Genomic DNA, 21,302 nt, shown 5'->3' with positions numbered 1-21,302 from the left:
TCCGTCACCGCACGCGCCGCGCGCGGCCAGACGGCTTTTCGCACGATCCGATCGGATCGGGGTCAATCCTCATCCGCGTCGGCGAAGTCCCCCGAGAGCTTGAGCCCGTCGATCCAGGTCTCGCCGTCACGCTTGATGACGGTGCGCGGCCGGACGCGCCCGTGCTCCGCGATCCCTGCCGCCAGCCGCTCCGAATGGGTCACGAGCCAGACCTGGGTGCGTTCTGCGGCCCGCGCGATCAGCCGCGCCAGCGGATCCATGAGATCGGGATGCAGGCTGGTCTCGGGCTCGTTCAGGGCGATGAACGGCGGCAAGCGGTATCCGAGCAGGGCGCCCGCGAGGGCGAGGTAGCGCAGGGTGCCGTCCGACAGTTCCGGCGGATCGAAGATCCGGACGGGGAAGTCGGGAAAGCGCAGGCCGAAGCTGGCGTGACGGCCCGGCTCGGGGATGACGAGTCCCGCACCCGGGAAGGCGGCGTCGACGGCCTCGTCGATCTCGGCGGTGTCCTGCCGGATATGCGCCAGGGTGGCGAAGACGGCGGCGAGGTCCGAGCCGTCCGAGGCCAGCGTCGGCGTGGTCACCGCGAGGCAGGGCCGGCGTAGGGGCGAATCGGCATCCGTCCGGAAATCGTGGTGGAAGCGCCATCCCGCCAAGGCGAGGCGGACCAGGGCGATCTCGGGAAGCCCTGTGGCGTCGAGGAGGCTGCCCAGCGCGGTCTCGGTCGCCAGCAGATCCCCGCCAAGGGAGCGTTTGGCGCCCGCCTCGTCGCGGACGAAGCCGCTGCGCCCGTCGCGATCGAGGAGTACGGCCGTGCGACCGCGGGTGCGGACCGTCAGGCGCTCGGCCTTCACCTGCGGTTCCTTCCGAAAGGCCGCGCCGAAAATCGAGTCGCCGGCCTGCTGCACCAGCCCGACCTCCACGGCGTAGTGGAAGTCCTGGCCGGTGCCGTCGTGGCGCAGGGTGGCCGACAGGCAGATCCGCGCGGCCTCGCCCTGCCGACGGCGACCCGCCCACAGGGCCGAGTCCATCCCGCCCTCCGCGGCGAGATCGCGGGTGAGCGTACCCCGGGCCGCCGCCTGCAGGAGCTCGAGCGAGCGGTACAGGTTGGTCTTGCCCGTGCCGTTGCCCCCGACGAAGACCGACAGCTGATCGACCGGGAAGCTGATCCGCCGCAGCGAGCGGTAGCCCGAGACCGCGATTTCCCGAACCACCAGCATGTCGGGCCTCCCCCCGTCAGTCGGGCACCGTGAGATCCGCGATGCCCTTCGAGGCCTCCGGGAATCGCGGATCCATGGCCTCCAGTGTATCGGCCACGGTCCGGGCAATCACGTAGTTGCGGAACCACTTGTGGTTGGCCGGCACCACCAGCCAGGGCGCATGGGGCGTCGAGCAGCGGCCGAGGGCGTCCGCGAAGGCCTGCTGGTAGGCGTCCCAGGACTTCCGCTCGACCAGATCGGCGGGATCGAATTTCCAGCGCTTCTCCGGATCGGCGATCCGGGCCTCCAGGCGCTTCTTCTGCTCGGCCCGGGAGATGTGCAGGAAGAACTTGATCACGGTTGTGCCGGACTCGGTGAGCAGGCGCTCGAAGTCGTTGATGCGGCCGTAGCGGCTCTGCCAGACCGCATCCGGCACGAGGCCCTTCACCCGCACCACCAGCACGTCCTCGTAGTGGCTGCGGTTGAACACCCCGATCATGCCGCGTCCCGGCACGCGGGCGTGGTAGCGCCACAAGAAGTCGTGATCGAGTTCCTCGCTTGAGGGCACCTTGAACGAGGCCACGGTGCAGCCCTGGGGGTTCACGCCCTGCAGGACCGAGCGGATCGTCCCGTCCTTGCCGCCGGTATCGATCGCCTGGAACACCAGCAGCAGGCTGCGGGCGCGTTCGGCATAGAGGCGCTCCTGGAGGGCGACGATGCGCGCCCGCTCCCCGGCCAGGGCCTCCTTCGCCCAGGCCTTATCCAGGCCGCCATCGGCGTCGGCCTCCACCGCGGAGAGGTCGAAGGCCGCGCCCGGCTCCACCGTGACGATGCCCGGGGCGGCCAGGATGGGGATCTGGCGGTGGCCGTCCAGGGCGACCGGGATTGTCCCGGCGATCGTGTCCGCGGAACCCGCCCAGCGGGCCGTCGACGGGCGGGGCGGCCGGGGCGATCCATGCAGGTCTGCCTCACCTGTCATGTCATCGGGACGTTTGTGGCCGCGATGATGCTTGCCGTGCTTCTTGGACATGGGGCAGGACCTGTATCCGGATATTGCCGACCGACGGCGAGAACGGCCGGCGATCCAGGCCGTTCCGGATTCCTGCGCAGGACGGGGTTGAGACGGTTGGGTACGATCTACTTCATCCGGCACGGCCAGACCGCCTGGAACGCCGAGGGACGCCTCCAGGGCGGGCGCGACACGGACCTCAACGCCCAGGGCGAGGCGCAGGCGGCGGCCGTCGCGGAACGCCTCGCCGCGGCGGCGGGGGCGACGCTGGCGGAGGCCGATTTCGTCGCGAGCCCGCTCAAGCGCACCCGGCGCACCATGGAGATCCTCCGGACGGCCCTCGGCCTGCCGCCGGCGGCGTACCGGACCGATCCGCGCCTGCGCGAGATCGGTTTCGGCAGCTGGGAGGGCTCCACCTGGGCGGAGATCCGCCGCCGCGACCCGGCGGGGGCGGCCGGCCGCGACCGGGACCGCTGGCATTACCGTCCGCCCGGCCTCGGCGCCGAGAGCTACGCCGCCCTGGTCGAGCGCGTCGGCCCGATGATCGCGGCCCTGGAGCGGGATACGGTGGTCGTCGCCCATGGCGGCGTGGCACGGGCGGCCCTCGTCGCCCTCGGTCATCTCGACATCTACGCCGCGCCCCGCCTCGGAATCCGGCAGGGCGAGGTCCTGATCCTCGAGCCCGGTGGCTGGCGCTGGGCTTGATCCCGTGCGCCTGCGCAGTGCAAGGCCGCCTCGATAACGGCATGATCGGCAGGCTATAGGGCGGCGGCCAGGACAGGCGCCGGCTCGAGCGGCCGGCCAGCGGAGCAGCGGATGAGCGACGTCGCCGAAAAGACCCGGCCCGGCCCGGTGGCCGGGGAGCGCGACCGTCCCGGGGACGCGGCGATCCTGCGCGGCGACCACCGGCCCGACCTGATCCGCGACGAGGTCCTGGCCGAGATCTTCCTGCACGCCGCCGAGACCCGGCCCGACCATCCCTGCCTCGTCGACGGCGCCCGCGTGGCGGCCGGCGGCGTCCACCCGCACCTGACCTACGCGGAGGTCGCCGCCCGGGCCGGCCGGATCGCCGCCGGCCTCGCCCATCGCGGCATCGGCCCCGGCGACGTCGTCGGCCTGTGGATGGCCCGCGGCCCGGACCTCCTCGTGGCGCAGATCGGCATCACGATGTCGGGGGCGGCGTGGCTGCCCTTCGACGCCGAGGCGCCGGCCGATCGGGTCGGCGTGTGCCTCACCGATGCGAGCGCGAAGGCGCTGCTGGTCTCGCCGGCGCTGGCGGCCGCGGCGCCCGACGGGACGCCCGCCCTGACGCCCGCCGATCTCGACGCGGGGACGCCCGCCGATGCGCCCGAGCCGGACCCGCGCGCCGCCGGACTGACGCCCGAGCATCCCGCCTACCTGATCTACACCTCGGGCTCGACCGGCGTGCCCAAGGGCATCGTCATCAGCCACGCCAACATCTGCCACTTCCTCCGGTCGGGGAACGCCCTCTACGGGATGCGCGCCGACGACGTGGTGTTCCAGGGGGCCTCGGTGGCCTTCGATCTCTCGATGGAGGAGATCTGGGTCCCCTACCTCGTGGGCGCGACCCTGTTCGTGGCGAGCCCGGCCATGATGGGCGACCTGGAATCGCTGCCGGGCATCCTGGAGGCGGAGGGGATCACGGTGCTCGACACCGTGCCGACGCTGCTGGCGATGATCTCCGGCGACCTGCCGCGGGTCCGCCTCGTCCTGCTCGGCGGCGAGGCGCTGCCCGAGCCGCTGATCGCCCGCTGGGCGACGGGCGGGCGCCAGCTGTTCAACACCTACGGGCCCACGGAGGCCACCGTGGTGGCGACCGCCGCCGAGATGCGGCCCGGCGAGCCGGTGACCATCGGCGGCCCGATCCCGAACTATTCCGTCTATGTCGCCGGCGAGGACCTCGCCCTGCTCGGCCGCGACCAGCAGGGCGAGCTGCTGATCGGCGGCCCCGGCGTGGCGCGGGGCTACCTCGCCCGTCCGGAGCTGACGGCGGAGAAGTTCATCGCCAACCCCTTCGCGTCGGACGGGACCGATCCGGTGCTCTACCGCTCGGGCGACGCGGTCTCCCTCGATGCCGAGGGCCGGATCGTGTTCCACGGCCGGATCGACGACCAGGTGAAGATCCGCGGCTTCCGCGTGGAGCTGGGCGAGATCGAGTCCCGGATCCGGGCGGTGCCCGACATCAACCAGGCCGCCGTCGTGCTCCGGCAGGACGACGGCGTCGACCGCCTCGTCGCCTTCCTGATCCCGGAGCGCGGCCGCGCCATCGACGCCGCGGCCCTGCGCCGGACGCTTGCCGGGCAGATGCCGCCCTACATGGTGCCCGGCCATTTCGAGGTGGCCGAGTCGCTCCCGCGCCTGACCTCCGGCAAGGTCGACCGCAAGGCGCTGAAGATCGCCCCGCTGACGGTGGTGGCCGCCGACGGCGAGCAGGAGCCCCCCGCCAACGAGACCGAGGCGGCCCTCGTCGCGGCTGCCAAGCAGGTCTTCGGCAACCAGCCGATCGCCCTCGAGGGCGATTTCTTCGCCGATCTCGGCGGGCATTCCCTGCTCGCCGCCCGCTTCGTCTCGGCGGTGCGCGAGAACCCGCCGCTCGCCGGCATCACCCTGCCGGACGTCTATGCCCTGCGCACGATGCGGGCCATGGCGGACGCGCTGATCGCCCGCACGGGCGGGATGGGCGCCGGGGCCGCGACCCGTGACCTGAGCTTCGAACCGCCGCCGCTGCTGCGCCGGGCGCTGTGCGGCCTCGCGCAACTCGTCGCGCTGCCCTTCGTCATCGCCCTGGCCACTGCGCAATGGCTCGGCATGTTCGTGACCTACCTGCTGCTCACCGGCGGCGGTCTCAGCTTCTTCGCCGAACTCGGGGTGCTGCTCCTCGTCTATGTGGCGATCAACGGCGTGACCGCAGTGGCCGCGGTGGCCGGCAAGTGGCTCATCCTCGGCCGGACCAAGCAGGGCCGCTATCCGCTCTGGGGCGCCTACTATTACCGCTGGTGGCTCGCGCAGCGGCTGGCCCCGCTGGTCCACGTGAAGTGGCTCCAGGGTTCGCCGGCCATCGCCATCTACCTGCGGCTGATGGGCGCCCGGATCGGGCGTGACACCCTGATCTCGGACATCGAGATCGGCGCGCCCGACCTCCTGACCATCGGAGACGGCGCGTCGCTCGGCGGTCGCCTCGTCATCGCCAACGCCGAGATCGTCGGCAACGAGCTTGTCATCGGCCGGGTCGAGATCGGCGCGGATGCGGCGGTGGGAACCTCCTGCGTCATCAGCCACGACACGGTGATCGGGCCGCAGGCGGAGATCGCCGACCTGACCACGATCCCCGTGGGCTCGCGGGTCGGGGCGGCCGAGCGCTGGGACGGTTCACCCGGCCGCAAGGTCGGGATGGCGGACCCCTCGGACCTGCCCGCGCCCGCCGAGGCCTCCTTCGCGCGCCGCAGCGCCTTCATGGCGGCCTATGTCGTCCTGCTCGGCGCGATCCCCGCGGTCGGCCTGCTGCCGATCTTCCCGGCCTTCTTCATCTTCGACCAGATCTCGGATTCGTTCTCCGACATCACCGACGTCGACTACCACTGGTACCTGCCGATCCTCACCTGGCCCACGGCCATGCTGATGACCGCCGGCACGGTGCTGCTGATCGCCGGCATCCGCTGGATCGTGCTGCCGCGGACGCGCTCGGGCACCTACTCGGTCCATTCCCTGTTCTACCTGCGGAAATGGTCGCTGGCGCTCGCCGTCGAGGTGACCCTGGAGACGCTCTCGTCGCTGTTCGCGACCGTCTACATGCGGGCCTGGTACCGGCTGATGGGCGCCAATATGGGCCACGGCGCCGAGATCTCGACCAACCTCGCGGGCCGCTACGATCTCGCCGAGGTCGGCGCGAAGAACTTCGTCGCCGACGAGGTGGTGTACGGCGAGGAGGAGATCCGGCGCGGCTGGATGCACCTGGAGCCGACCCGCACCGGGGCGCGGGTCTTCGTCGGCAACGATGCCGTGGTGCCGCCGGGCGCCGTCATCCCCGACGACGTGCTCATCGGCATCAAGTCGAAGCCGCCCGAGAATGCCGCCATGAGCCCCGGCGAGACGTGGTTCGGCTCCCCGCCGATCCGGCTGCCGGCCCGCCAGAAGGTCGATCTCGGCTCGACCGCCCAGACCTACGAGCCCGGCGCCTGGCCGAAGATCCGGCGCGGCGTGTTCGAGGCCTTCGCGACTTCGTTCTCGCCGATGCTCTATATCACCCTCGCGATCACGGTGATCGACTGGTACTTCTACCCGGCCATCCTGGAGCAGGACTGGTGGGGACTGGCCTTCAGCTTCGTCGCGGCGAGCGTCGCCATCGCGCTGATCCAGTCGTCCGCCGTCATCGCGATGAAATGGCTGCTGATGGGCGTCTACAAGCCCGGCATGCAGCCGATGTGGTCGTGGTGGGCGATGCGCACCGAGGCGATCGCCGTGGCCTATTGGGGACTCGCCGGCAAGGTGCTGCTCGAGCATCTCCAGGGCACGCCCTTCCTGCCCTGGGTGCTGCGGCTGTTCGGGGTGAAGGTCGGCAAGGGGGTGTGCATGCTCACCACCGACATCACCGAGTTCGACTGCGTCACCATCGGCGACTACGCCACCATCAACCGGGTCTCGGCGCTGCAGACGCACCTGTACGAGGACCGGATCATGAAGATCGGCCGCGTCGTCGTCGGCCGGGGCGTCTCGGTGGGCGCGTTCTCGACCGTGCTGTACGATACGAAGGTCGGCGATTTCGCCCGCCTGCGTCCGCTCACCATCGTCATGAAGGGCGAGTCGATCCCCGCCAACACCGAGTGGGAGGGGGCGCCCGCGGTGCCGGTGATCCACCGCGCCTGACGGTGGCCCCGGTCAACGGATCTTGGCGGTGTACTAGCTCGTCTACGAGCCAGTGATGCCGCCAAGCTAACTTATTGTAATGTCTAGCCTGCGATATTAGTATAGATTGAGATGCCGAGCCGTTCCCCCAGCAATTCCGGGATGGGACGGCGCCATCGTTCGAGCCGAGGATCGACAGTCGTCCGTGCAACTCGATCCCGCGACTCTGCTGGTCGTCAGCGCGGCGACGACCTTTCTGGTCGGCGTGTTGTTCATGGCCTCATGGCGGCAGGCTCCCGGATCCCGGACGCTCGCCCTCTGGGGCACGGCGCACCTCGTCGGGGCGGCCGGGTCGGCCGGCCTCGCGTTGCGCAATCAGATCCCCGATCTGATCTCGGTGGGCTTGGCCAACGCGGTGGTGCTGGCTGCCTACGGCCTCATCTGGAGCGGAGTCCGTACCTTCGAGCATCGCGAGCCACGGACGGGCGTCGCGATGGCGGGTGCCCTCGGATGGTGCGTCCTGTGTCTGATCCCGGCCTTCTATGCCGCGATCGAGGCCCGCATCCTCTACGCCTCGGCCGTGGCGGCCCTCTATTGCGGCGCTGCGACCGCGGAGATCTGGCGCGGTCGCGCCGAGCAACTCGCCTCCCGGATCGCGGCCGCGACCATTCTCGGCCTGCACAGCGCCTTCTACGTCGTGCGGATCCCCGCGACCGTCATGGCGCCGCCGCAGCCGGGCCTGAGCCCGCTCGCCTCTCCCTGGGTAGCGATCCTGTGCTTCGTCACTCTGATGTTCTCCATCGCCTCGGCCTTCACCTTCATGGCGCTGGTCAAGGAGCGGGCCGAGCGCGAGCAGCGAATCGCCGCCTCCACGGACGCCCTCACCGGGGTGCGTAATCGCCGGTCCTTCACCAGGGCCGCCGAGCGGGCGATGGCCGAGTATCCCGACGTCGCCCTGCTGCTGTTCGATCTCGACCGGTTCAAGGCGGTGAACGACCGTTACGGTCATGGGGTCGGCGATGCGGTCCTGATGGGCTTCTGCGCCATGGCGACGTCGCTCTTGCCCAAGGAGGCGCTGCTGGGCCGCCTGGGCGGCGAGGAATTCGCCTGCCTGCTGCCGGACGTCTCGCCCGCCGAGGCCCTGGGTCGGGCCGAGGAACTGCGCCGGACCTTCGCGCAGCTTCACGTCCCCGAATTGCCGGGCCTCAGCGTCAGCGTCAGCATCGGGATCGCGCAGGCCCGGCCCGGGGTCGCGTTCGATGCGCTGATGCAGCGGGCCGATGCGGCGCTCTACGCCGCCAAGGAGGGGGGGCGCGACCGGGTCGCCGTGGCGGAATCGGTCGCGGTCCGCGCCGCCTGACGCGCGGCCGGGTCGCTCACGCCAGGGCGCGGGCCGCCTCGGAGACCTTCCGCACCGACGTGTCGACGACGGCCGCCGAGGCCGCGATCTCCGCCATGGCGGCGTGCACGGCCGCGACGCTCTGCGCGGCGGCCTGCATGTTCTCGGTCATGTCGCGGGTCACCGTCGCCTGTTCGGTCACGGCTGACGACACGCTCAGCGAGAGCGCACTCAGCTGTCCGATCGTCCCGCCGATCCCGTCGATCGCCGCGACCGCCCGCGCGGTCTCGGCCTGCACGGCGGCGATCTGGGTGCCGATCTCTCCGGTCGCCTTTGCGGTCTGCCCGGCGAGGGCCTTCACCTCGGCGGCCACCACGGCGAAGCCCCTGCCGGCCGCCCCGGCCCGGGCCGCCTCGATGGTGGCATTCAGCGCCAGCAGATTCGTCTGGTCGGCGATGGAACGGATCAGGCTCACCGCCGCTCCGATCCGGTCGGCGGCGCCGGTGAGGCCCACGACGATCGCGGCCGCCTCCTCGGCGCGGGAGACGACCAGGTCGACGGACGATTTCGCCTGCAGCGCGTGACGGCTCAATTCCTCGATGGAAGCGGCGAATTCCTCCGAACCGGCCGCGACCGCTTCGACATTCTGGGTGGTCTGGCTCGACGCTTCCGCTGTGTCGTCGGCCTGCCGGACGACCCGGCTCATGGACTCGCGGATCGCCGCGATATCGGCATCGATGGCGCGCTGGCTCTCGGCCCGGCGCTGCCGATCCTCGACCTGCCGGGTCACGTCGGTGGCGAACTTGACCACCGCGCAGGGCTTGCCGTCGGTGTCGAGGATCGGGTTGTAGGCACCGAAGATCCAGACCGTGCGGCCGCCCTTTCCGATCCGCCGAAACTCCCCGGCCTGATACTCGCCGTTGCCGAGGGCGGTCCAGAACGCGGCATAATCCGCGCTCGCCGCCTCGGCCGGCGGCAGGAACATCCGGTGATGCCGCCCGCGGATTTCCTCCAGGGTGTAGCCCAGGGTGGCCAGGAAGTTCGCGTTGGCGTCCACGATCGTGCCGTCGAGGGCAAAGCTGATCGTCGCCTGCGAGCGGTCGAGGGCCGCGATCTGGCCGGCGTAGAGCGCGTTGCGTGCGCGCTCCGCGGTGATGTCGGTGGCGAGCTTGACCACCTTGATCGGTTTGCCGCGTCGATCGAGGATCGGATTGTAAGACCCCTGGATCCAGACAATCCGGCCGGACTTGGTCAGGCGGGGGAAGGCGCGGGTCTCGTGCCGGCCGGCGCGCAGCCCGTCCCAGAAGGCGGCATAGTCCGAACCCGACCGCTCGGATTCCGGCACGAACAGGCTGTGATGCCGGCCCCGAACCTCTTCGAGGGTGTAATCGACGAGCGCGAGGAAGATCGCGTTGGCATCGGTGACCATGCCGTCGAGATCGAATTCCACGCGGGCCATCGTCCGATCGATGGCCGCGAGCAGGGCGTTGTCGCGAGAACCAAATATCGCCATTTGAAAACGTCCCTGTCTGTTTTTATTTATGAATTATATTGATCTCACAGCGATACATTTGATCGCAGGCGCGCCGTTTCATCTGTTTTAAAGCCTAGCTTAGAGTATTGCAAATCTGTTTCGCATTGGTCAATCGGCTTGTCGGCGCCTTAAAGATGGCGGATCATTTGGTAATTTTATTTGTTTCGGTCGTTATTCATGTGTATTCGGATCGAGAAATGCCGCAAATGGCTCATTCGATCGGATTTCGGGCCATCGTGCGCTGAGGTACTCAGCCGGATGGCGCGGCTCGCGGTCTGCGCTAGGACGGGGCGAACGTCGACGGGCCGATCCAAGTCGGTCGAGGCGACTGTCGGCACGGCACTGACTGGAGGTCGGACATGGACGAGGACACCCGGATCGATCGCCTGGAGATCCGTTTGACCGAGCAGGACGCGACGATCGAGGACCTGAACCGCACCGTGACCGAGCAATGGCGCGTCATCGACCGGTTGGTGCGGCAGCTGGACATGCTGCGGGAGCAGGTCGAGGAGGCGGCCGCCCGGGCGGCGCCGCGGGGGCTGGAGCCGCCGCCGCCTCATTACTGACGGAGGGAGCCGGCGCGCCGGGGTACGACGCGCCGACCCGCGCGTCAGAAGTTCGCCTGCGTGACGAACTTGGTGACCAGGTAGGCGTCGAGCGCCTCCGGGCCGCCCTCGCTGCCGTAGCCCGAATCCTTGACGCCGCCGAACGGCGTCTCCGGCAGGGCGAGGCCGTGGTGGTTGATGGAGATCATGCCGCTCTCGACCGCGTTCGACACCCGCGCCGCCCGCTCGGCGGAGCGGGTATAGGCGTAGGCCGCGAGCCCGTAGGGCAGACGGTTGGCCTCGGCGAGCGCCTCGCCGTCGTCGGAGAACCGGTTGATCATCGCCAGGGGCCCGAAGGGCTCCTCGTTCATGATCCGGGCGGTCAGCGGCACCTCGGTAAAGACCGTCGGCTCGAAGAAGTTACCCTGGTTGCCGATGCGCTTGCCGCCGGCGCGCAGCGTCGCGCCGCTCGACTCGGCGTCCGCCGCCAGCGCCGTGACGGCGTCGAGGCGCCGCCCGTGGACCAGCGGTCCCATCTTGGTCTCGGGATCGAGCCCGTCGCCGACCTTCACGGCCTTGGCGAAATTGGTGAAGCCCTCGACGAAGCGGTCGAAGACCGAATCGTGCACGAGGAAGCGGGTCGGCGAGACGCACACCTGGCCGGCGTTGCGGAACTTCGAGGGGGCCAGGACGGCGACCGCCTTCTCCACGTCGGCGTCGCCGAACACGATCGCGGGGGCGTGGCCGCCGAGCTCCATCGTGGCCCGCTTCATGTGCGCGCCGGCGAGTGCCGCGAGCTTCTTGCCGACCACGGTCGAGCCGGTGAACGAGATCTTCCGGATCACGGGATGCGGGATCAGGTAGGCCGAAATGGTCTCCGGGTCGCCGTAGACCAGCGAGAGCGCGTCCCCCGGGATGCCGGCATCCAGGAAGGCGCGAACCAGGGCGGCGCAGCTCGCCGGCGTGTCCTCGGGACCTTTGAGGATCACCGTGCAGCCGGTGCAGAGCGCCGCCGAGATCTTGCGGACCGCCTGGTTGATCGGGAAGTTCCAGGGGGTGAAGCAGGCCACCGGGCCGACCGGCTCGCGCACCGCCACCTGCAGCACGCCGTCGGCGCGGGCCGGGATGACGCGGCCGTAGGCGCGCTTACCCTCCTCGGCGAACCAATCGATGATGTCGGCCGCCGCCAGGGTCTCGACCCGCGACTCGGCGAGCGGCTTGCCCTGCTCCAGGGTCATGGTCCGGGCGATCTCGTCGACCCGCGCGCGCAGGAGGTCGGCGGCTTTCCGCATCACCTTGGCGCGCTCGAAGGGCGCGACGCTGCGCCAGGCCGGGAAAGCGCGGGACGCGGCCGCCAGGGCCTCGTCGAGATCCGCCGTGGTGGCGACGGCGCACCGGCCGATCGTCTCACCCGAAGCCGGGTTCAGGACTCCCAGGGTCTCCCGGTCGGCACCCGCGCGCCAGCGCCCGGCGATGTGAAGCTCGGTATCCGGATACATCGGTCGATTCCCGCTCGGCCGCACCATCGGCCGCAGGCGGACTGTGCCGATGTGGCGCGCCCGGGCAATCCCCGCGGCGGCATAGCTGGAACCGTCTGTATTCAGGCGGCGGCGCGGGCGGGCTCCGGTGCCTGGACAAGGGTCGCGGTCCCGTGGCGGGCGCGGAGGGTCGCGCCTTTCGGGACCACCTGCCATCCCTCGCGACAGCCATCGATCGGCTCCGACACCACCACGATGCCCCCCGGCCCCTCGCGGAAATACAGGCTCGGCGGCCGGCCATCGCAGGCCCAGCGGTAGGCGGTGAGCGTCTCGCCATCCGTAAGCAGCGCGGTGAAGCGCAGCGGCTCGCTGACGCTGGCGGCTTCCATCAGCTCGCGCACGGTCTTGAGCGTCCGCGCCATCGCGCCGACGGGATCCTCCTCGAGGCCGTTGGCGAGTGCCAGCAGGAAAATCGCCTCCGAATCCGTGCTGCCCCGACGGTGGTCGTAATAGGTATCCGGGATCAGCGCTTCGAGCCGCCGCTTGATCCGGTGGTAGCCGCCGATCTGACCGTTATGCATGAACAGATGCCGGCCGTAGACGAACGGGTGGCAATTCGCCCGGGCCGTGGCGGTCCCGGTCGACGCACGCACATGCGCGAAGAACGTGCGTGCCCGCACCTGTCCACACAGGTTCACCAGATTTTCGTCCGACCAGGCCGGGGAAATGTCGCGATAGACCCCCGGCTCGGGCCGCTCGGCGTACCAGCCGATGCCGAAGCCGTCGCCGTTGGTTTCGGTCTTCCCCTCGTCGGCGTGCAGGGACTGATGCACCAGCGAGTGGGTCGGCGCGCAGACGAGGTCGGAGAGGAAAACCGGCTCACCGCTATAGGCGAGGAAACGGCACATGACGGACGATGATCCTTCAGCTCAGGTCCACGTACGATCCCGCGCAACGCCCCTCGGAGGGTGGAGACGTTCCGCCGCAGGACGTTAACAGTCGGTCCACTCCGGTGAACAGTTTCTTAACCGGTCGGAAACTGCGCCATTTTCGTGCGTTCCGCATGAAATCGGTGCCGCTTGATCGCAGGGCAGGCATTCGCCGGCGCGGCGACGCGACTCTTGTGAGCCGTCTCATGAAGGGTCAGCATGGCCAAATCGGGGAATCAGAACGCCGCCCAGGAGGCGGTCGCCCGAAGCGGGGCAAGGCACCAACAGCAGGAGACTTTTATGGATTGCGCAGTGCCCGACGGATCCGCCCCCGTGGCTCTCGTCGTGGAGGACGATGCGGCCGTGCGCGATCTCGCCACCGCGGTGCTTGAAGAAACCGACCTCGGAGTCATCGCCTGCGAAAGCGCGGAGGCGGCCCTGTCCGTGCTGGAGCGCTCCGACGTGACGGTGGCGTTGCTCTTCGCCGACGTGCGGTTGCCCGGTGCGATGGACGGGGTGACCCTGGCCCAGGCCGTCAAGCGGCGCTGGCCGGACGTGCGCGTGGTCGTGACCTCCGGCGCGGGCCGGGATGCGCGGCTCCCCGACCAGGCGGTCTACATGCAGAAGCCGTGGCGGGCCCTCGACGTGCTGGTCCAGGCCGAGCACGCGACCATGGCCGCCAAGGCTGCCTGAGCCCGGCGCGCCGACGCGATCCCTTCACGTCTTCGCGCGTTCAGCGACGCGACCAGGGCTGCGTGACGTCTCCTGACGTGGCGCAGCCCCGGTTCTCGTGGCGCACGCAAGGACGGCGGCATCGCCGGAACGTGCCCGTCCGACGTTTTCGTTGAACTGCTGTCTCGCCCGGCTGCTGCGCGCCGCAAAGAAAAAGCCCGGCCGCTCGCGCGGGCCGGGCTCTTTCACAACCGATGTGACGTCGCTCAGGCGGCGGGAGCCGGGCTGACCGGGGTCTGACCCGAGGCGTTGCCGCCCTGAGCCGGCGCAGCGGACGGCGACGGGAAGCCGGGACGACGGCTGCCGGCGGGGAAACGGGGCTTCGGCTTCGGCGCGGCGATCAGGCCCTCGCGGATAGCGGTCTTGCGAGCCTGCTTGCGGGCGCGGCGCACGGCCTCCGCCTTCTCGCGGGCCTTGCGCACGGACGGCTTCTCATAAGCCTTGCGCTGCTTCATCTCGCGGAAGATGCCCTCGCGCTGCATCTTCTTCTTGAGGACGCGGAGCGCTTGATCGACGTTGTTGTCGCGAACGAGTACCTGCAACGGACTTGATCCTCTGGACCTGAAGTTCTGGGTTCACGCGGCCCGCCGCCGATCTGGAAACCGGCAACGTCCCTCGCCCGGGATGAACCCGAGGGGGACGGGAACGTCGGTTTCCGAATCGGCGTGGAGCTCACGCCTTGACGGGGCTATTACACCAAGCGCGCACCAGTTCCAACCTGCCCGCGCGATCCATCTGCGTCTGCGTCGTGCTAGGTTGCGCGGATGAGACACGACGACTCGCAGCAATTCGCCAGCGACAACTATTCCGGCATCTGCCCGGAAGCCTGGGGAGCCATGGAGGCGGCCAATCGCGGCCACGCCCCGGCCTATGGCGAGGATGCCTGGACGGCCAAGGCGGCGGACGCGTTCCGGGACCTGTTCGAGACCGAATGCGAGGTGTTCTTCGCCTTCAACGGCACCGCCGCCAACGCCTTGGCCCTGGCCGCGCTATGCCAATCCTACCACAGCGTGATCTGCGCCGATTCGGCCCATGTGGAGACCGACGAGTGCGGCGCGCCGGAATTCTTCTCCAACGGCTCCAAGCTGCTCACCGTCCGGACCGAGGGCGGCAAGCTCACGCCGGAGGCGATCCGCGGGCTCGCCCAGAACCGCAGCGACATCCACTTTCCGCGGCCTCGGGTGGTGACGATCACGCAGCCCACCGAGACGGGACAGGTCTACAGCCTCGCCGAGCTGCGGGCGCTGTCGGCGACCTGCCGCGAGCTGGGGCTCGCCCTGCACATGGATGGGTCTCGCTTCGCCAATGCCTGCGCGAGTCTGGGCTGCAGCCCCGCCGACATGACGTGGCGGTCGGGTGTCGATGTCCTGTGCTTCGGCGGGACCAAGAACGGCATGCATGCCGGCGAGGCGGTGGTGTTCTTCGACCGCAAGCTCGCCGAGGATTTCGGCTACCGGTGTAAGCAGGCCGGCCAACTCGCGTCGAAGATGCGCTTCCTCGCCGCCCCCTGGGTCGGCATGCTGGAGAGCGGCGCGTGGCTGAGGAATGCGGCCCACGGCAATGCCTGCGCCCGGCACTTCGCCGACTCCGTCGCCGGGCTGCCGGGGGTGCGGGCGCTGTTTCCCGTGGAGGCGAACGCCGTCTTCCTGACGATGCCGGCCGCCACGATGGAGGGCCTGCGCGCCCGGGGCTGGCGGTTCTACACCTTCATCGGCGGCGGGGCGCGCTTCATGTTCGCCTGGGATGCCCGCCCCGAGCGGGTGGACGAGCTGGTCCGGGACCTGCGCACGCTGGCGGCTGCGGCGGCCTGACGGGGTGGACATGGGGGTGCAGAGCCGCCCCACCGAAGGTGTTTCGCGCGCTGGTGTCTGGTTTTCCTGAGGAGCGTCAAGACGCTGGCGCGGCCCGCGCACGGTCGTCCTCGCGAGCGCAGCGAAGCAACCCCGTCTCGCGCGACGCCTGCCGATGTCGTGCAGCCCTGGGTCGCTTCGCTGCGCTCGCGATGACGGCGGCCCCGAATACCCAGACTCCAGTGGGCCGGGTGCGACGCCTCAGTCTTCTGCTTGCCCCCTACAGCAGCGCGAGATCCGCCGGCTCCGCGCTCGGGAAGATCCGGCGCAGACTCGCCTGATCGAGCCCGTAGAGGCGCCGGAACAGCCCGCCGAGCAGCCCCCGGTAATCGGTGAGCACCGGATAGTCCCGGTTCTGGAACAGGTGCGCCTCGTCGGCGCGCACCTGCGGTCCGGCGATCCGCCCACCCCGGACGCCGCCGCCCAGGATCCAGTAGACGCTGCCATGGCCATGGTCGGTGCCGCGGCTGCCGTTCTCCCGGAAGGTGCGCCCGAACTCCGACAGCACGACCACCACCGTGTCGGACCAGCCGGGCCCGATCTCCTCGACGAAGCCGGACAGGCCCCGCCCCAGCTCGCCGAGCCGGTCGGCGAGGTAGCCGGTGCCGGCACCCTGGTTCACGTGCGTGTCCCAGCCGCCGACATCCACGAAGCCGAGATTGAAGTTCTCGCGCATCAGGCGGCCGATCCGCCGCGCCGACAGCTCGAAGCCCTTGGGCGAGACCGCTCCGCGGTCGGCCTGACCGGCATGGTCGGAAATCGTCTGGTAGACCGCGTCGCGCACCCGGAACCCCTCGGTCACGGCGGCGGCCAGCTTGGTGTCGCTGTACATGGCGGCGATGAGGCGCGCCTGCCGGTCGTCGATGCCGGGCTTGCCGACGCCGTTGATGGCGATGTTGGGCACCGTCTCGCCGCCCCGGAAGATCAGCGGCATCTGATCCGTGAAGGCGATCGGCCGGACCCGGGTCAGCTCCGCGGCCAGCCGGGCCATGAAGCCGGAATTGTAGTCGCGGCCGGACCCGACCGTCTGGCCCATCTCGATCGTGTCCTGGGTCTCGAAATGGCTCCGGGTCATGTCGTCGGTGCCGGCGAAGGGCACGAAGGCGGCCTGACCCTTGGCGTAGAGCGGCAGGAGCGTCTCGCGCAACGCCGGGTGCAGGCTCCAGTCGGCGTCGAGCGCCAGGGCGGCCTTCGGGTCGGCGGCGTCCGGCTTGCCGATCGCGAGGTTCGGCCGCGACCGGTAGTAGAAGTCGCTGCCGGTGGGGATCACCACGTTGGCGGCATCGTAGGCGCCGCGCAGGAACACCACGAGGAGGCGCGCATCGGTCTTGGGGGCCGCCCAGACGCGGCCGGCCACCGTGGACAGGCCGAAAGCCGCGGCGGCGCGGATCAGGTCGCGACGGTTCATCGCATGAACTCCGGCGAGGCGAGGTAGAGGGTGTTCCAGTCCTGGGGCGACACCGCCTGGGCGAGCGCCGCCCGCGTCGCCGCCGACAGGGTGCCGGACAGCGTCGAGAAGTAGAGCCCGTTGGCGAGCACCGGGAAGGCCGGCTCCTCAACCTGATCGGGCAGCGTCGGCTTGAACAGGCCGGCCGAGCCCGACCCGATCTGCCGGGCGATCTCGAACCGCGTCGCGAGCTGCCCGGGGCCGCTCCAGGCGGCGGCGTCGAGGGGGTAGCCGTCCGGCGTCGACCGGTTGAACAGGCCCTCGCCGAGGCGGTTCAGCCAGCCGAGCACCGGGCCGGCGTTGCGGATCACCCTTGTGTCGTAGGCCATGCGCAGGGCGGAGAAGACGTAGCGCACCGGGTCCTTGAAGGCGCCGCCGCGCTCGGCCGTGAAGGCCGGCTCGCGCACCAGCGCCTCCATCACCGCGGCGATGTCGCCGTCGCTGCGAGTGAAGACGGCGGCGAGCCGCGCCACCAGGGCGTCGTCGGGCGGCTGCCCGAGGAAGTAGGTGGCGAGCGCCCGGGAGACGTTGGTGGCGGTGGCGGGATGGCGGGCGATCAGATCCACCGCCTCCTCGATCTCCGGCCAGCCGCGTCCCTGGATGCGGGTCCCGAGGAAGACCTTGTCGCCGTAATCGTGCCGGTTGGGGTTGAACGCGAACAGGCCGTCCCGGCGGAAATCGGCGGCATGCTCGGGGCGAAGCTTCGGGGTCTCGGGCTTCATGTTGATGCCGACCCCGCTCAGGATCCGGGCCAGCGCCTCGACATCGCCCTGCGTGTAGCCGGAGCCGACACCCATCGTGTGCAGCTCCATGATCTCGCGGGCGTAGTTCTCGTTCGGCCGGCCGGCCGCGTTGGCGTCGTTGTCGAGGTAGCGCAGCATCGCCGGGTGGCGCAGGCTCGCCATCAGCAGGTCGCGGAAGCGCCCGAGCACGTGCGGGCGGATCGCGGTGTCGAGGTAGTCGCCCACCGCGGCGCGCAGGGTGGACTTGCCCTGATGCACGTTGAACCGGTTGAACCAGAACCACGTCAGCCGCTCGCGCAGCTGATCGGGGCTGTAGAGCGCCCGCAGCACCCAGACGGAGGCGGCGTTCCGCGCGGCCATGTTCAGCGCGGCCTGGAAGGCCTGCTGGGCGGCCTTCTTGGCGTCGGGGTCCTGGATGTCCTTGAACGCCTTGGCCTGCGCATCCAGCGCCTGGGCCCGTTCGAACAGGCTGCCCGGCGGGGTCAGCGCGTCGACCTGCGCCTGGGCGGCGGGCGGCAGGCGCGATTCGGCCGGCGGATGGAGCTGGGCCTGCAGCCACCGTGCCCGCCCCTCCGCGGTGAGCTGCGCGAAGGCAGACGGGGTGGCGCCCCAGGTCAGGGCATCGAGGAAGGCGGCATCGGCCGCGGCGGCCTGCGGCGGCGCGTCGGCCGCACGGGGCCCCGGGCCCGCCCAGGCCACCAACAGACCAGCAACCAGACAACAGCGTGTTGCGGCGCGCGACATCGCAGCCTCGCGGTGCGTGGATCGGTCGGGGCAGCGTGGTGTCGTGTCCCTGTACCGTGCCTGAAAGGCGGCCCCATCATGCCGGCGTCTTTGCCAATATCGGGGCTTGCCGCTACACGATCCCGAGACCGCGCGAATGCCGCGCCGCGCACCACCACGTTCCGCCGATCCAGAGCGTTCGCTCCATGCTGATGCAGACCAAGACCGAGGCGAGGCCGGCCGATCCGGTGTCGCGGCGGCGCACCTTCGCGATCATCTCCCACCCGGACGCGGGCAAGACCACGCTCACCGAGAAGCTGCTCCTGTTCGGGGGTGCGATCCAGCTCGCCGGCGAGGTGAAGGCGAAGCGCAACCGCGTCTCGACCCGGTCCGACTGGATGGGGATCGAGAAGGAGCGCGGCATCTCGGTGGTCACCTCGGTGATGACCTTCGAGTACGGCGATTGCGTCTTCAACCTCCTCGATACGCCCGGCCACGAGGACTTCTCGGAGGACACCTACCGGACGCTGACGGCGGTCGATTCGGCCGTCATGGTGATCGATGCGGCGAAGGGCATCGAGGCGCGCACCCGCAAGCTGTTCGAGGTCTGCCGCCTCCGCGACATCCCGATCGTCACCTTCATCAACAAGCTCGACCGCGAGGCCCGCGACCCGTTCGAGCTGCTCGACGAGATCGAGAAGACGCTGGCGCTGGACGTCGCCCCGGTGACGTGGCCGATCGGCACCGGCCGCAACTTCTCGGGAACTTACGAACTCGGCGGCAACCGCGTGCGCCGGCTCGACGCCGCCGAGGATGCCGGGATGGTGGCGGTGTCCGGCCCGGACGACCCGCTGTTCGACGAGCTGCTCACCGAGGACGGCGCGGCGGACGCGTGGCGCGAGGAGGTGGAGCTGGCCGAGGGCGGCCTGAAGCCCTTCGACCTCGACGCGTTCCGCGAGGGACACCTGACGCCGGTGTTCTTCGGCTCGGCGCTGCGCAATTTCGGCGTGCGCGACCTCATCGACGGTCTCGCCAAGGTGGCCCCGCCGCCCCGCGGCCAGGATGCCGACAAGCGCCTCGTCGAGCCGACCGAGCCGCGGATGACCGGCTTCGTGTTCAAGATCCAGGCGAACATGGACCCGAACCACCGGGACCGGATCGCCTTCATGCGGGTCTGCTCGGGCAAGCTCAACCGGGGCATGAAGGCCCGGCTGGTGCGCACCGGCAAGCCGATCTCGCTCTCGGCGCCGCAATTCTTCTTCGCCCAGGACCGGGCCATCGCCGACGAGGCCTATGCCGGCGACGTGGTCGGCATCCCGAACCACGGCACGCTGCGGATCGGCGACACGCTCACCGAGGGCGAGGACCTCGTGTTCCGCGGCGTGCCGAGCTTCGCGCCCGAGATCCTGCGCCGGATCAAGCTCACCGACGCCATGAAGGCCAAGAAGCTCCGCGAGGCGCTGCAGCAGATGGGCGAGGAAGGCGTCGTTCAGGTCTTCGTGCCGCAGGACGGCAGCCAGGCGATCGTCGGCGTGGTCGGCGCGCTCCAGCTCGACGTGCTCAAGGAACGGCTCCAGGCCGAGTACGGCCTGCCGGTGGATTACGAGACCTCGCGGTTCTCGGTCTGCCGCTGGGTGTCGTCCGACTCGGAGGCGGAACTCGACAAGTTCGTCGATTCGCACGGCTCGGCCATGGCCAAGGACCTCGACGGGGCCCCGGTCTTCATGGCGACCACGGCGTTCTCGCTCCGCTACGAAGAGGAGCGCTACCCGGCGGTGCGCTTCACCGATGTGAAGGACTATCAGAAGCGGGCGGTGTGAGCCGGTCCGGAGCCCCGCTCCGACAGCGGGCGCCGCGCGTCGGCGCGCGCGGCGTGACAATTCGGCGGCGCCACGCTCATCGCGGCGGCGCTGCCCGGACCGCAGTGCCGCCCCCGCGACGCCAGGGCCGCGTCAGAACTTGCCGAGCATCGGGAATTCGACGCTCAGACTCGACTCCGAGGCGATCGGCATTTCACGTTTGCGCGGCTTGCGGTTGAGCACCTGCTTCAGCTTCGACTTCAACACCGCCATGTCGAACGGCTTGAGGATGAAGGCGTCCGCGCCCGCCTGGTGGGCGAGGTTGATGTCCTCGAAGTCGAAGGACGATTCGGTGAGCATGAAGGGCGTGTTCATCAGCGCGTCGTCGGCCCGGATCTCGCGCAGCAGGCTGAGCCCGTCCATCGGCTCCATGTCGAGGTCGGAGATCACCAGAGCGTAGCGGCGCTGCCGCATCCGCTCCAGGGCCTCCGTCGCGCTGGTGACGCCCTCGACATCCGGGAAGCCGATGCGTGTCATCAGCATCACGATCAGCCGGAGAAGCTTCTCCTGATCGTCGACGATGAGGATCGGGGGCGTATCGCTCTCGGACATCGGCGCGGCTCAGATGAAAAGATGGTCGATGCCCTGCCGGGACATCGCGTCGGATTGGAGCGACAGGCAAAGCCCGTGGATCGCGGATGCCTTCGGCGTGCCGCGCTGGAGCATCGGCAGAAGGTTGGCCTTCGCAAACAGCGTGTCGTTGCCGGCGGTACGCTGCGCGCTCTTGAACGAGTGGACGAACTCGCGCTTGGCGATTTCGCGCCACTCGCTGATCTGGACATCCCGGTGGCGGCTGTCCGCGCTCACCCGGTCGAAGGTCTCGTGCACCGACGAGCGCTCGCCTTCGATCACCTGGCAGGCGAAATTTCCCTCGATGACCAGGAAGCTTGTGATCACCGCAAACTCGTTCTTCTTCTGGGCGGTCCGGCCGATTTCATTGATCTGCTCGGACCTCTTCGCCGGTTCGGACGACAGGTTCAGGCGTGAGAAGTAGATGATGTGGACGAGGCTCGTCCGTTTCGCCCGCATGATCCCGAGATCCGAAATCCGTATCC

17 protein-coding genes are annotated in these 21,302 nt (G+C 69.8%); 7 read left to right on the top strand and 10 right to left on the bottom strand.

All coding sequences use genetic code 11. From position 1 onward, the window contains the following. Positions 1-62: 62 nt before the first annotated feature. Together GGQ91_RS00620 and GGQ91_RS00615 are read right to left on the bottom strand one after the other, a co-directional pair. Entirely contained in the window at positions 63-1,217 is a 1,155-nt protein-coding gene (locus GGQ91_RS00620) for an AAA family ATPase (protein WP_053608850.1), read from the bottom strand. Between the two features lie 16 nt (positions 1,218-1,233). Further along, positions 1,234-2,226, bottom strand: coding sequence for a polyphosphate kinase 2 family protein (locus tag GGQ91_RS00615; protein WP_182591156.1), 993 nt, complete (start codon positions 2,224-2,226; stop codon positions 1,234-1,236). A 96-nt stretch (positions 2,227-2,322) separates the two neighbouring features. Here GGQ91_RS00615 and GGQ91_RS00610 point away from each other — a divergent pair, with 96 nt between their 5' ends. From GGQ91_RS00610 to GGQ91_RS00600, 3 genes are all read left to right on the top strand, one after another. Further along, positions 2,323-2,910 carry a histidine phosphatase family protein gene (locus tag GGQ91_RS00610; RefSeq protein ID WP_043353469.1) on the top strand — a complete coding sequence of 196 codons (588 nt, stop codon included), beginning with the start codon at positions 2,323-2,325 and terminating at the stop codon, positions 2,908-2,910. A gap of 111 nt (positions 2,911-3,021) precedes the next feature. Beyond that, positions 3,022-7,089, top strand: a complete 4,068-nt coding sequence (locus tag GGQ91_RS00605) for a Pls/PosA family non-ribosomal peptide synthetase (RefSeq protein WP_182591155.1) — start codon at positions 3,022-3,024, stop codon at positions 7,087-7,089. Positions 7,090-7,273: 184 nt separating this feature from the next. Further along, positions 7,274-8,428: a diguanylate cyclase domain-containing protein gene (locus GGQ91_RS00600; RefSeq protein WP_182591154.1), complete on the top strand. Its 1,155-nt coding sequence runs from the start codon at positions 7,274-7,276 to the stop codon at positions 8,426-8,428. Between the two features lie 16 nt (positions 8,429-8,444). Here GGQ91_RS00600 and GGQ91_RS00595 read toward each other — a convergent pair whose 3' ends face one another. Then, on the bottom strand, positions 8,445-9,920 hold the full coding sequence (locus GGQ91_RS00595) for a methyl-accepting chemotaxis protein (protein WP_182591153.1): 1,476 nt from the start codon (positions 9,918-9,920) through the stop codon (positions 8,445-8,447). A gap of 380 nt (positions 9,921-10,300) precedes the next feature. Between GGQ91_RS00595 and GGQ91_RS00590 the strand changes: the two genes are divergently transcribed. Beyond that, on the top strand, positions 10,301-10,507 hold the full coding sequence (locus GGQ91_RS00590) for a SlyX family protein (RefSeq protein ID WP_043353476.1): 207 nt from the start codon (positions 10,301-10,303) through the stop codon (positions 10,505-10,507). Between the two features lie 44 nt (positions 10,508-10,551). Here the strand turns inward: GGQ91_RS00590 and GGQ91_RS00585 are convergent, their stop codons facing one another. Then, positions 10,552-11,985: an NAD-dependent succinate-semialdehyde dehydrogenase gene (locus GGQ91_RS00585; RefSeq protein WP_043353478.1), complete on the bottom strand. Its 1,434-nt coding sequence runs from the start codon at positions 11,983-11,985 to the stop codon at positions 10,552-10,554. Between the two features lie 101 nt (positions 11,986-12,086). Then, positions 12,087-12,872: a class II glutamine amidotransferase gene (locus GGQ91_RS00580; protein ID WP_043353480.1), complete on the bottom strand. Its 786-nt coding sequence runs from the start codon at positions 12,870-12,872 to the stop codon at positions 12,087-12,089. A 321-nt stretch (positions 12,873-13,193) separates the two neighbouring features. On the opposite strand from GGQ91_RS00580, the gene GGQ91_RS00575 reads away from it, so the two are divergent. Beyond that, entirely contained in the window at positions 13,194-13,586 is a 393-nt protein-coding gene (locus GGQ91_RS00575) for a response regulator (RefSeq protein WP_043381749.1), read from the top strand. A gap of 245 nt (positions 13,587-13,831) precedes the next feature. Here GGQ91_RS00575 and rpsU read toward each other — a convergent pair whose 3' ends face one another. After that, positions 13,832-14,167 (bottom strand): 30S ribosomal protein S21, encoded by a 336-nt coding sequence (rpsU, locus tag GGQ91_RS00570; RefSeq protein ID WP_043381746.1) that lies wholly within the window; start codon positions 14,165-14,167, stop codon positions 13,832-13,834. A gap of 222 nt (positions 14,168-14,389) precedes the next feature. Between rpsU and GGQ91_RS00565 the strand changes: the two genes are divergently transcribed. Then, the gene (locus GGQ91_RS00565) at positions 14,390-15,436 is read left to right on the top strand and encodes a threonine aldolase family protein (protein WP_043347325.1); all 1,047 of its coding nucleotides are present in this window, start codon (positions 14,390-14,392) and stop codon (positions 15,434-15,436) included. 259 nt (positions 15,437-15,695) lie between these two features. Here GGQ91_RS00565 and GGQ91_RS00560 read toward each other — a convergent pair whose 3' ends face one another. Both GGQ91_RS00560 and GGQ91_RS00555 read right to left on the bottom strand, forming a co-directional pair. Further along, entirely contained in the window at positions 15,696-16,883 is a 1,188-nt protein-coding gene (locus GGQ91_RS00560) for a DUF1501 domain-containing protein (RefSeq protein ID WP_182591152.1), read from the bottom strand. Then, on the bottom strand, positions 16,880-18,409 hold the full coding sequence (locus tag GGQ91_RS00555) for a DUF1800 domain-containing protein (RefSeq protein WP_182591151.1): 1,530 nt from the start codon (positions 18,407-18,409) through the stop codon (positions 16,880-16,882). Before GGQ91_RS00555 ends, GGQ91_RS00560 begins: the two co-directional genes overlap by 4 nt. A gap of 185 nt (positions 18,410-18,594) precedes the next feature. Here GGQ91_RS00555 and GGQ91_RS00550 point away from each other — a divergent pair, with 185 nt between their 5' ends. After that, on the top strand, positions 18,595-20,208 hold the full coding sequence (locus tag GGQ91_RS00550) for a peptide chain release factor 3 (protein WP_043381739.1): 1,614 nt from the start codon (positions 18,595-18,597) through the stop codon (positions 20,206-20,208). Between the two features lie 132 nt (positions 20,209-20,340). On the opposite strand, the gene GGQ91_RS00545 is transcribed toward GGQ91_RS00550, so the two are convergent. Both GGQ91_RS00545 and GGQ91_RS00540 read right to left on the bottom strand, forming a co-directional pair. Next, positions 20,341-20,799: a response regulator gene (locus GGQ91_RS00545; protein WP_043352244.1), complete on the bottom strand. Its 459-nt coding sequence runs from the start codon at positions 20,797-20,799 to the stop codon at positions 20,341-20,343. Between the two features lie 9 nt (positions 20,800-20,808). Continuing rightward, entirely contained in the window at positions 20,809-21,276 is a 468-nt protein-coding gene (locus GGQ91_RS00540; RefSeq protein ID WP_043352241.1) for a BLUF domain-containing protein, read from the bottom strand. Positions 21,277-21,302: the final 26 nt, after the last annotated feature.

The organism is Methylobacterium fujisawaense (assembly GCF_014138435.1).
Lineage (GTDB): Bacteria > Pseudomonadota > Alphaproteobacteria > Rhizobiales > Beijerinckiaceae > Methylobacterium > Methylobacterium fujisawaense.
This window is presented reverse-complemented; position numbering and strand designations above follow the sequence as displayed.

What these genes read in the sequence shown, in the direction of transcription:
- GGQ91_RS00620 (WP_053608850.1), bottom strand. Translation starts at nt 1,217, where the DNA reads ATGCTGGTGGTTCGGGAAATCGCGGTCTCGGGCTACCGCTCGCTGCGG.
- GGQ91_RS00615 (WP_182591156.1), bottom strand. Translation starts at nt 2,226, where the DNA reads ATGTCCAAGAAGCACGGCAAGCATCATCGCGGCCACAAACGTCCCGAT.
- GGQ91_RS00605 (WP_182591155.1), top strand. Translation starts at nt 3,022, where the DNA reads ATGAGCGACGTCGCCGAAAAGACCCGGCCCGGCCCGGTGGCCGGGGAG.
- GGQ91_RS00595 (WP_182591153.1), bottom strand. Translation starts at nt 9,920, where the DNA reads ATGGCGATATTTGGTTCTCGCGACAACGCCCTGCTCGCGGCCATCGAT.
- GGQ91_RS00590 (WP_043353476.1), top strand. Translation starts at nt 10,301, where the DNA reads ATGGACGAGGACACCCGGATCGATCGCCTGGAGATCCGTTTGACCGAG.
- GGQ91_RS00585 (WP_043353478.1), bottom strand. Translation starts at nt 11,985, where the DNA reads ATGTATCCGGATACCGAGCTTCACATCGCCGGGCGCTGGCGCGCGGGT.
- GGQ91_RS00580 (WP_043353480.1), bottom strand. Translation starts at nt 12,872, where the DNA reads ATGTGCCGTTTCCTCGCCTATAGCGGTGAGCCGGTTTTCCTCTCCGAC.
- GGQ91_RS00575 (WP_043381749.1), top strand. Translation starts at nt 13,194, where the DNA reads ATGGATTGCGCAGTGCCCGACGGATCCGCCCCCGTGGCTCTCGTCGTG.
- GGQ91_RS00565 (WP_043347325.1), top strand. Translation starts at nt 14,390, where the DNA reads ATGAGACACGACGACTCGCAGCAATTCGCCAGCGACAACTATTCCGGC.
- GGQ91_RS00560 (WP_182591152.1), bottom strand. Translation starts at nt 16,883, where the DNA reads ATGAACCGTCGCGACCTGATCCGCGCCGCCGCGGCTTTCGGCCTGTCC.
- GGQ91_RS00555 (WP_182591151.1), bottom strand. Translation starts at nt 18,409, where the DNA reads ATGTCGCGCGCCGCAACACGCTGTTGTCTGGTTGCTGGTCTGTTGGTG.
- GGQ91_RS00550 (WP_043381739.1), top strand. Translation starts at nt 18,595, where the DNA reads ATGCTGATGCAGACCAAGACCGAGGCGAGGCCGGCCGATCCGGTGTCG.
- GGQ91_RS00545 (WP_043352244.1), bottom strand. Translation starts at nt 20,799, where the DNA reads ATGTCCGAGAGCGATACGCCCCCGATCCTCATCGTCGACGATCAGGAG.
- GGQ91_RS00540 (WP_043352241.1), bottom strand. Translation starts at nt 21,276, where the DNA reads ATGCGGGCGAAACGGACGAGCCTCGTCCACATCATCTACTTCTCACGC.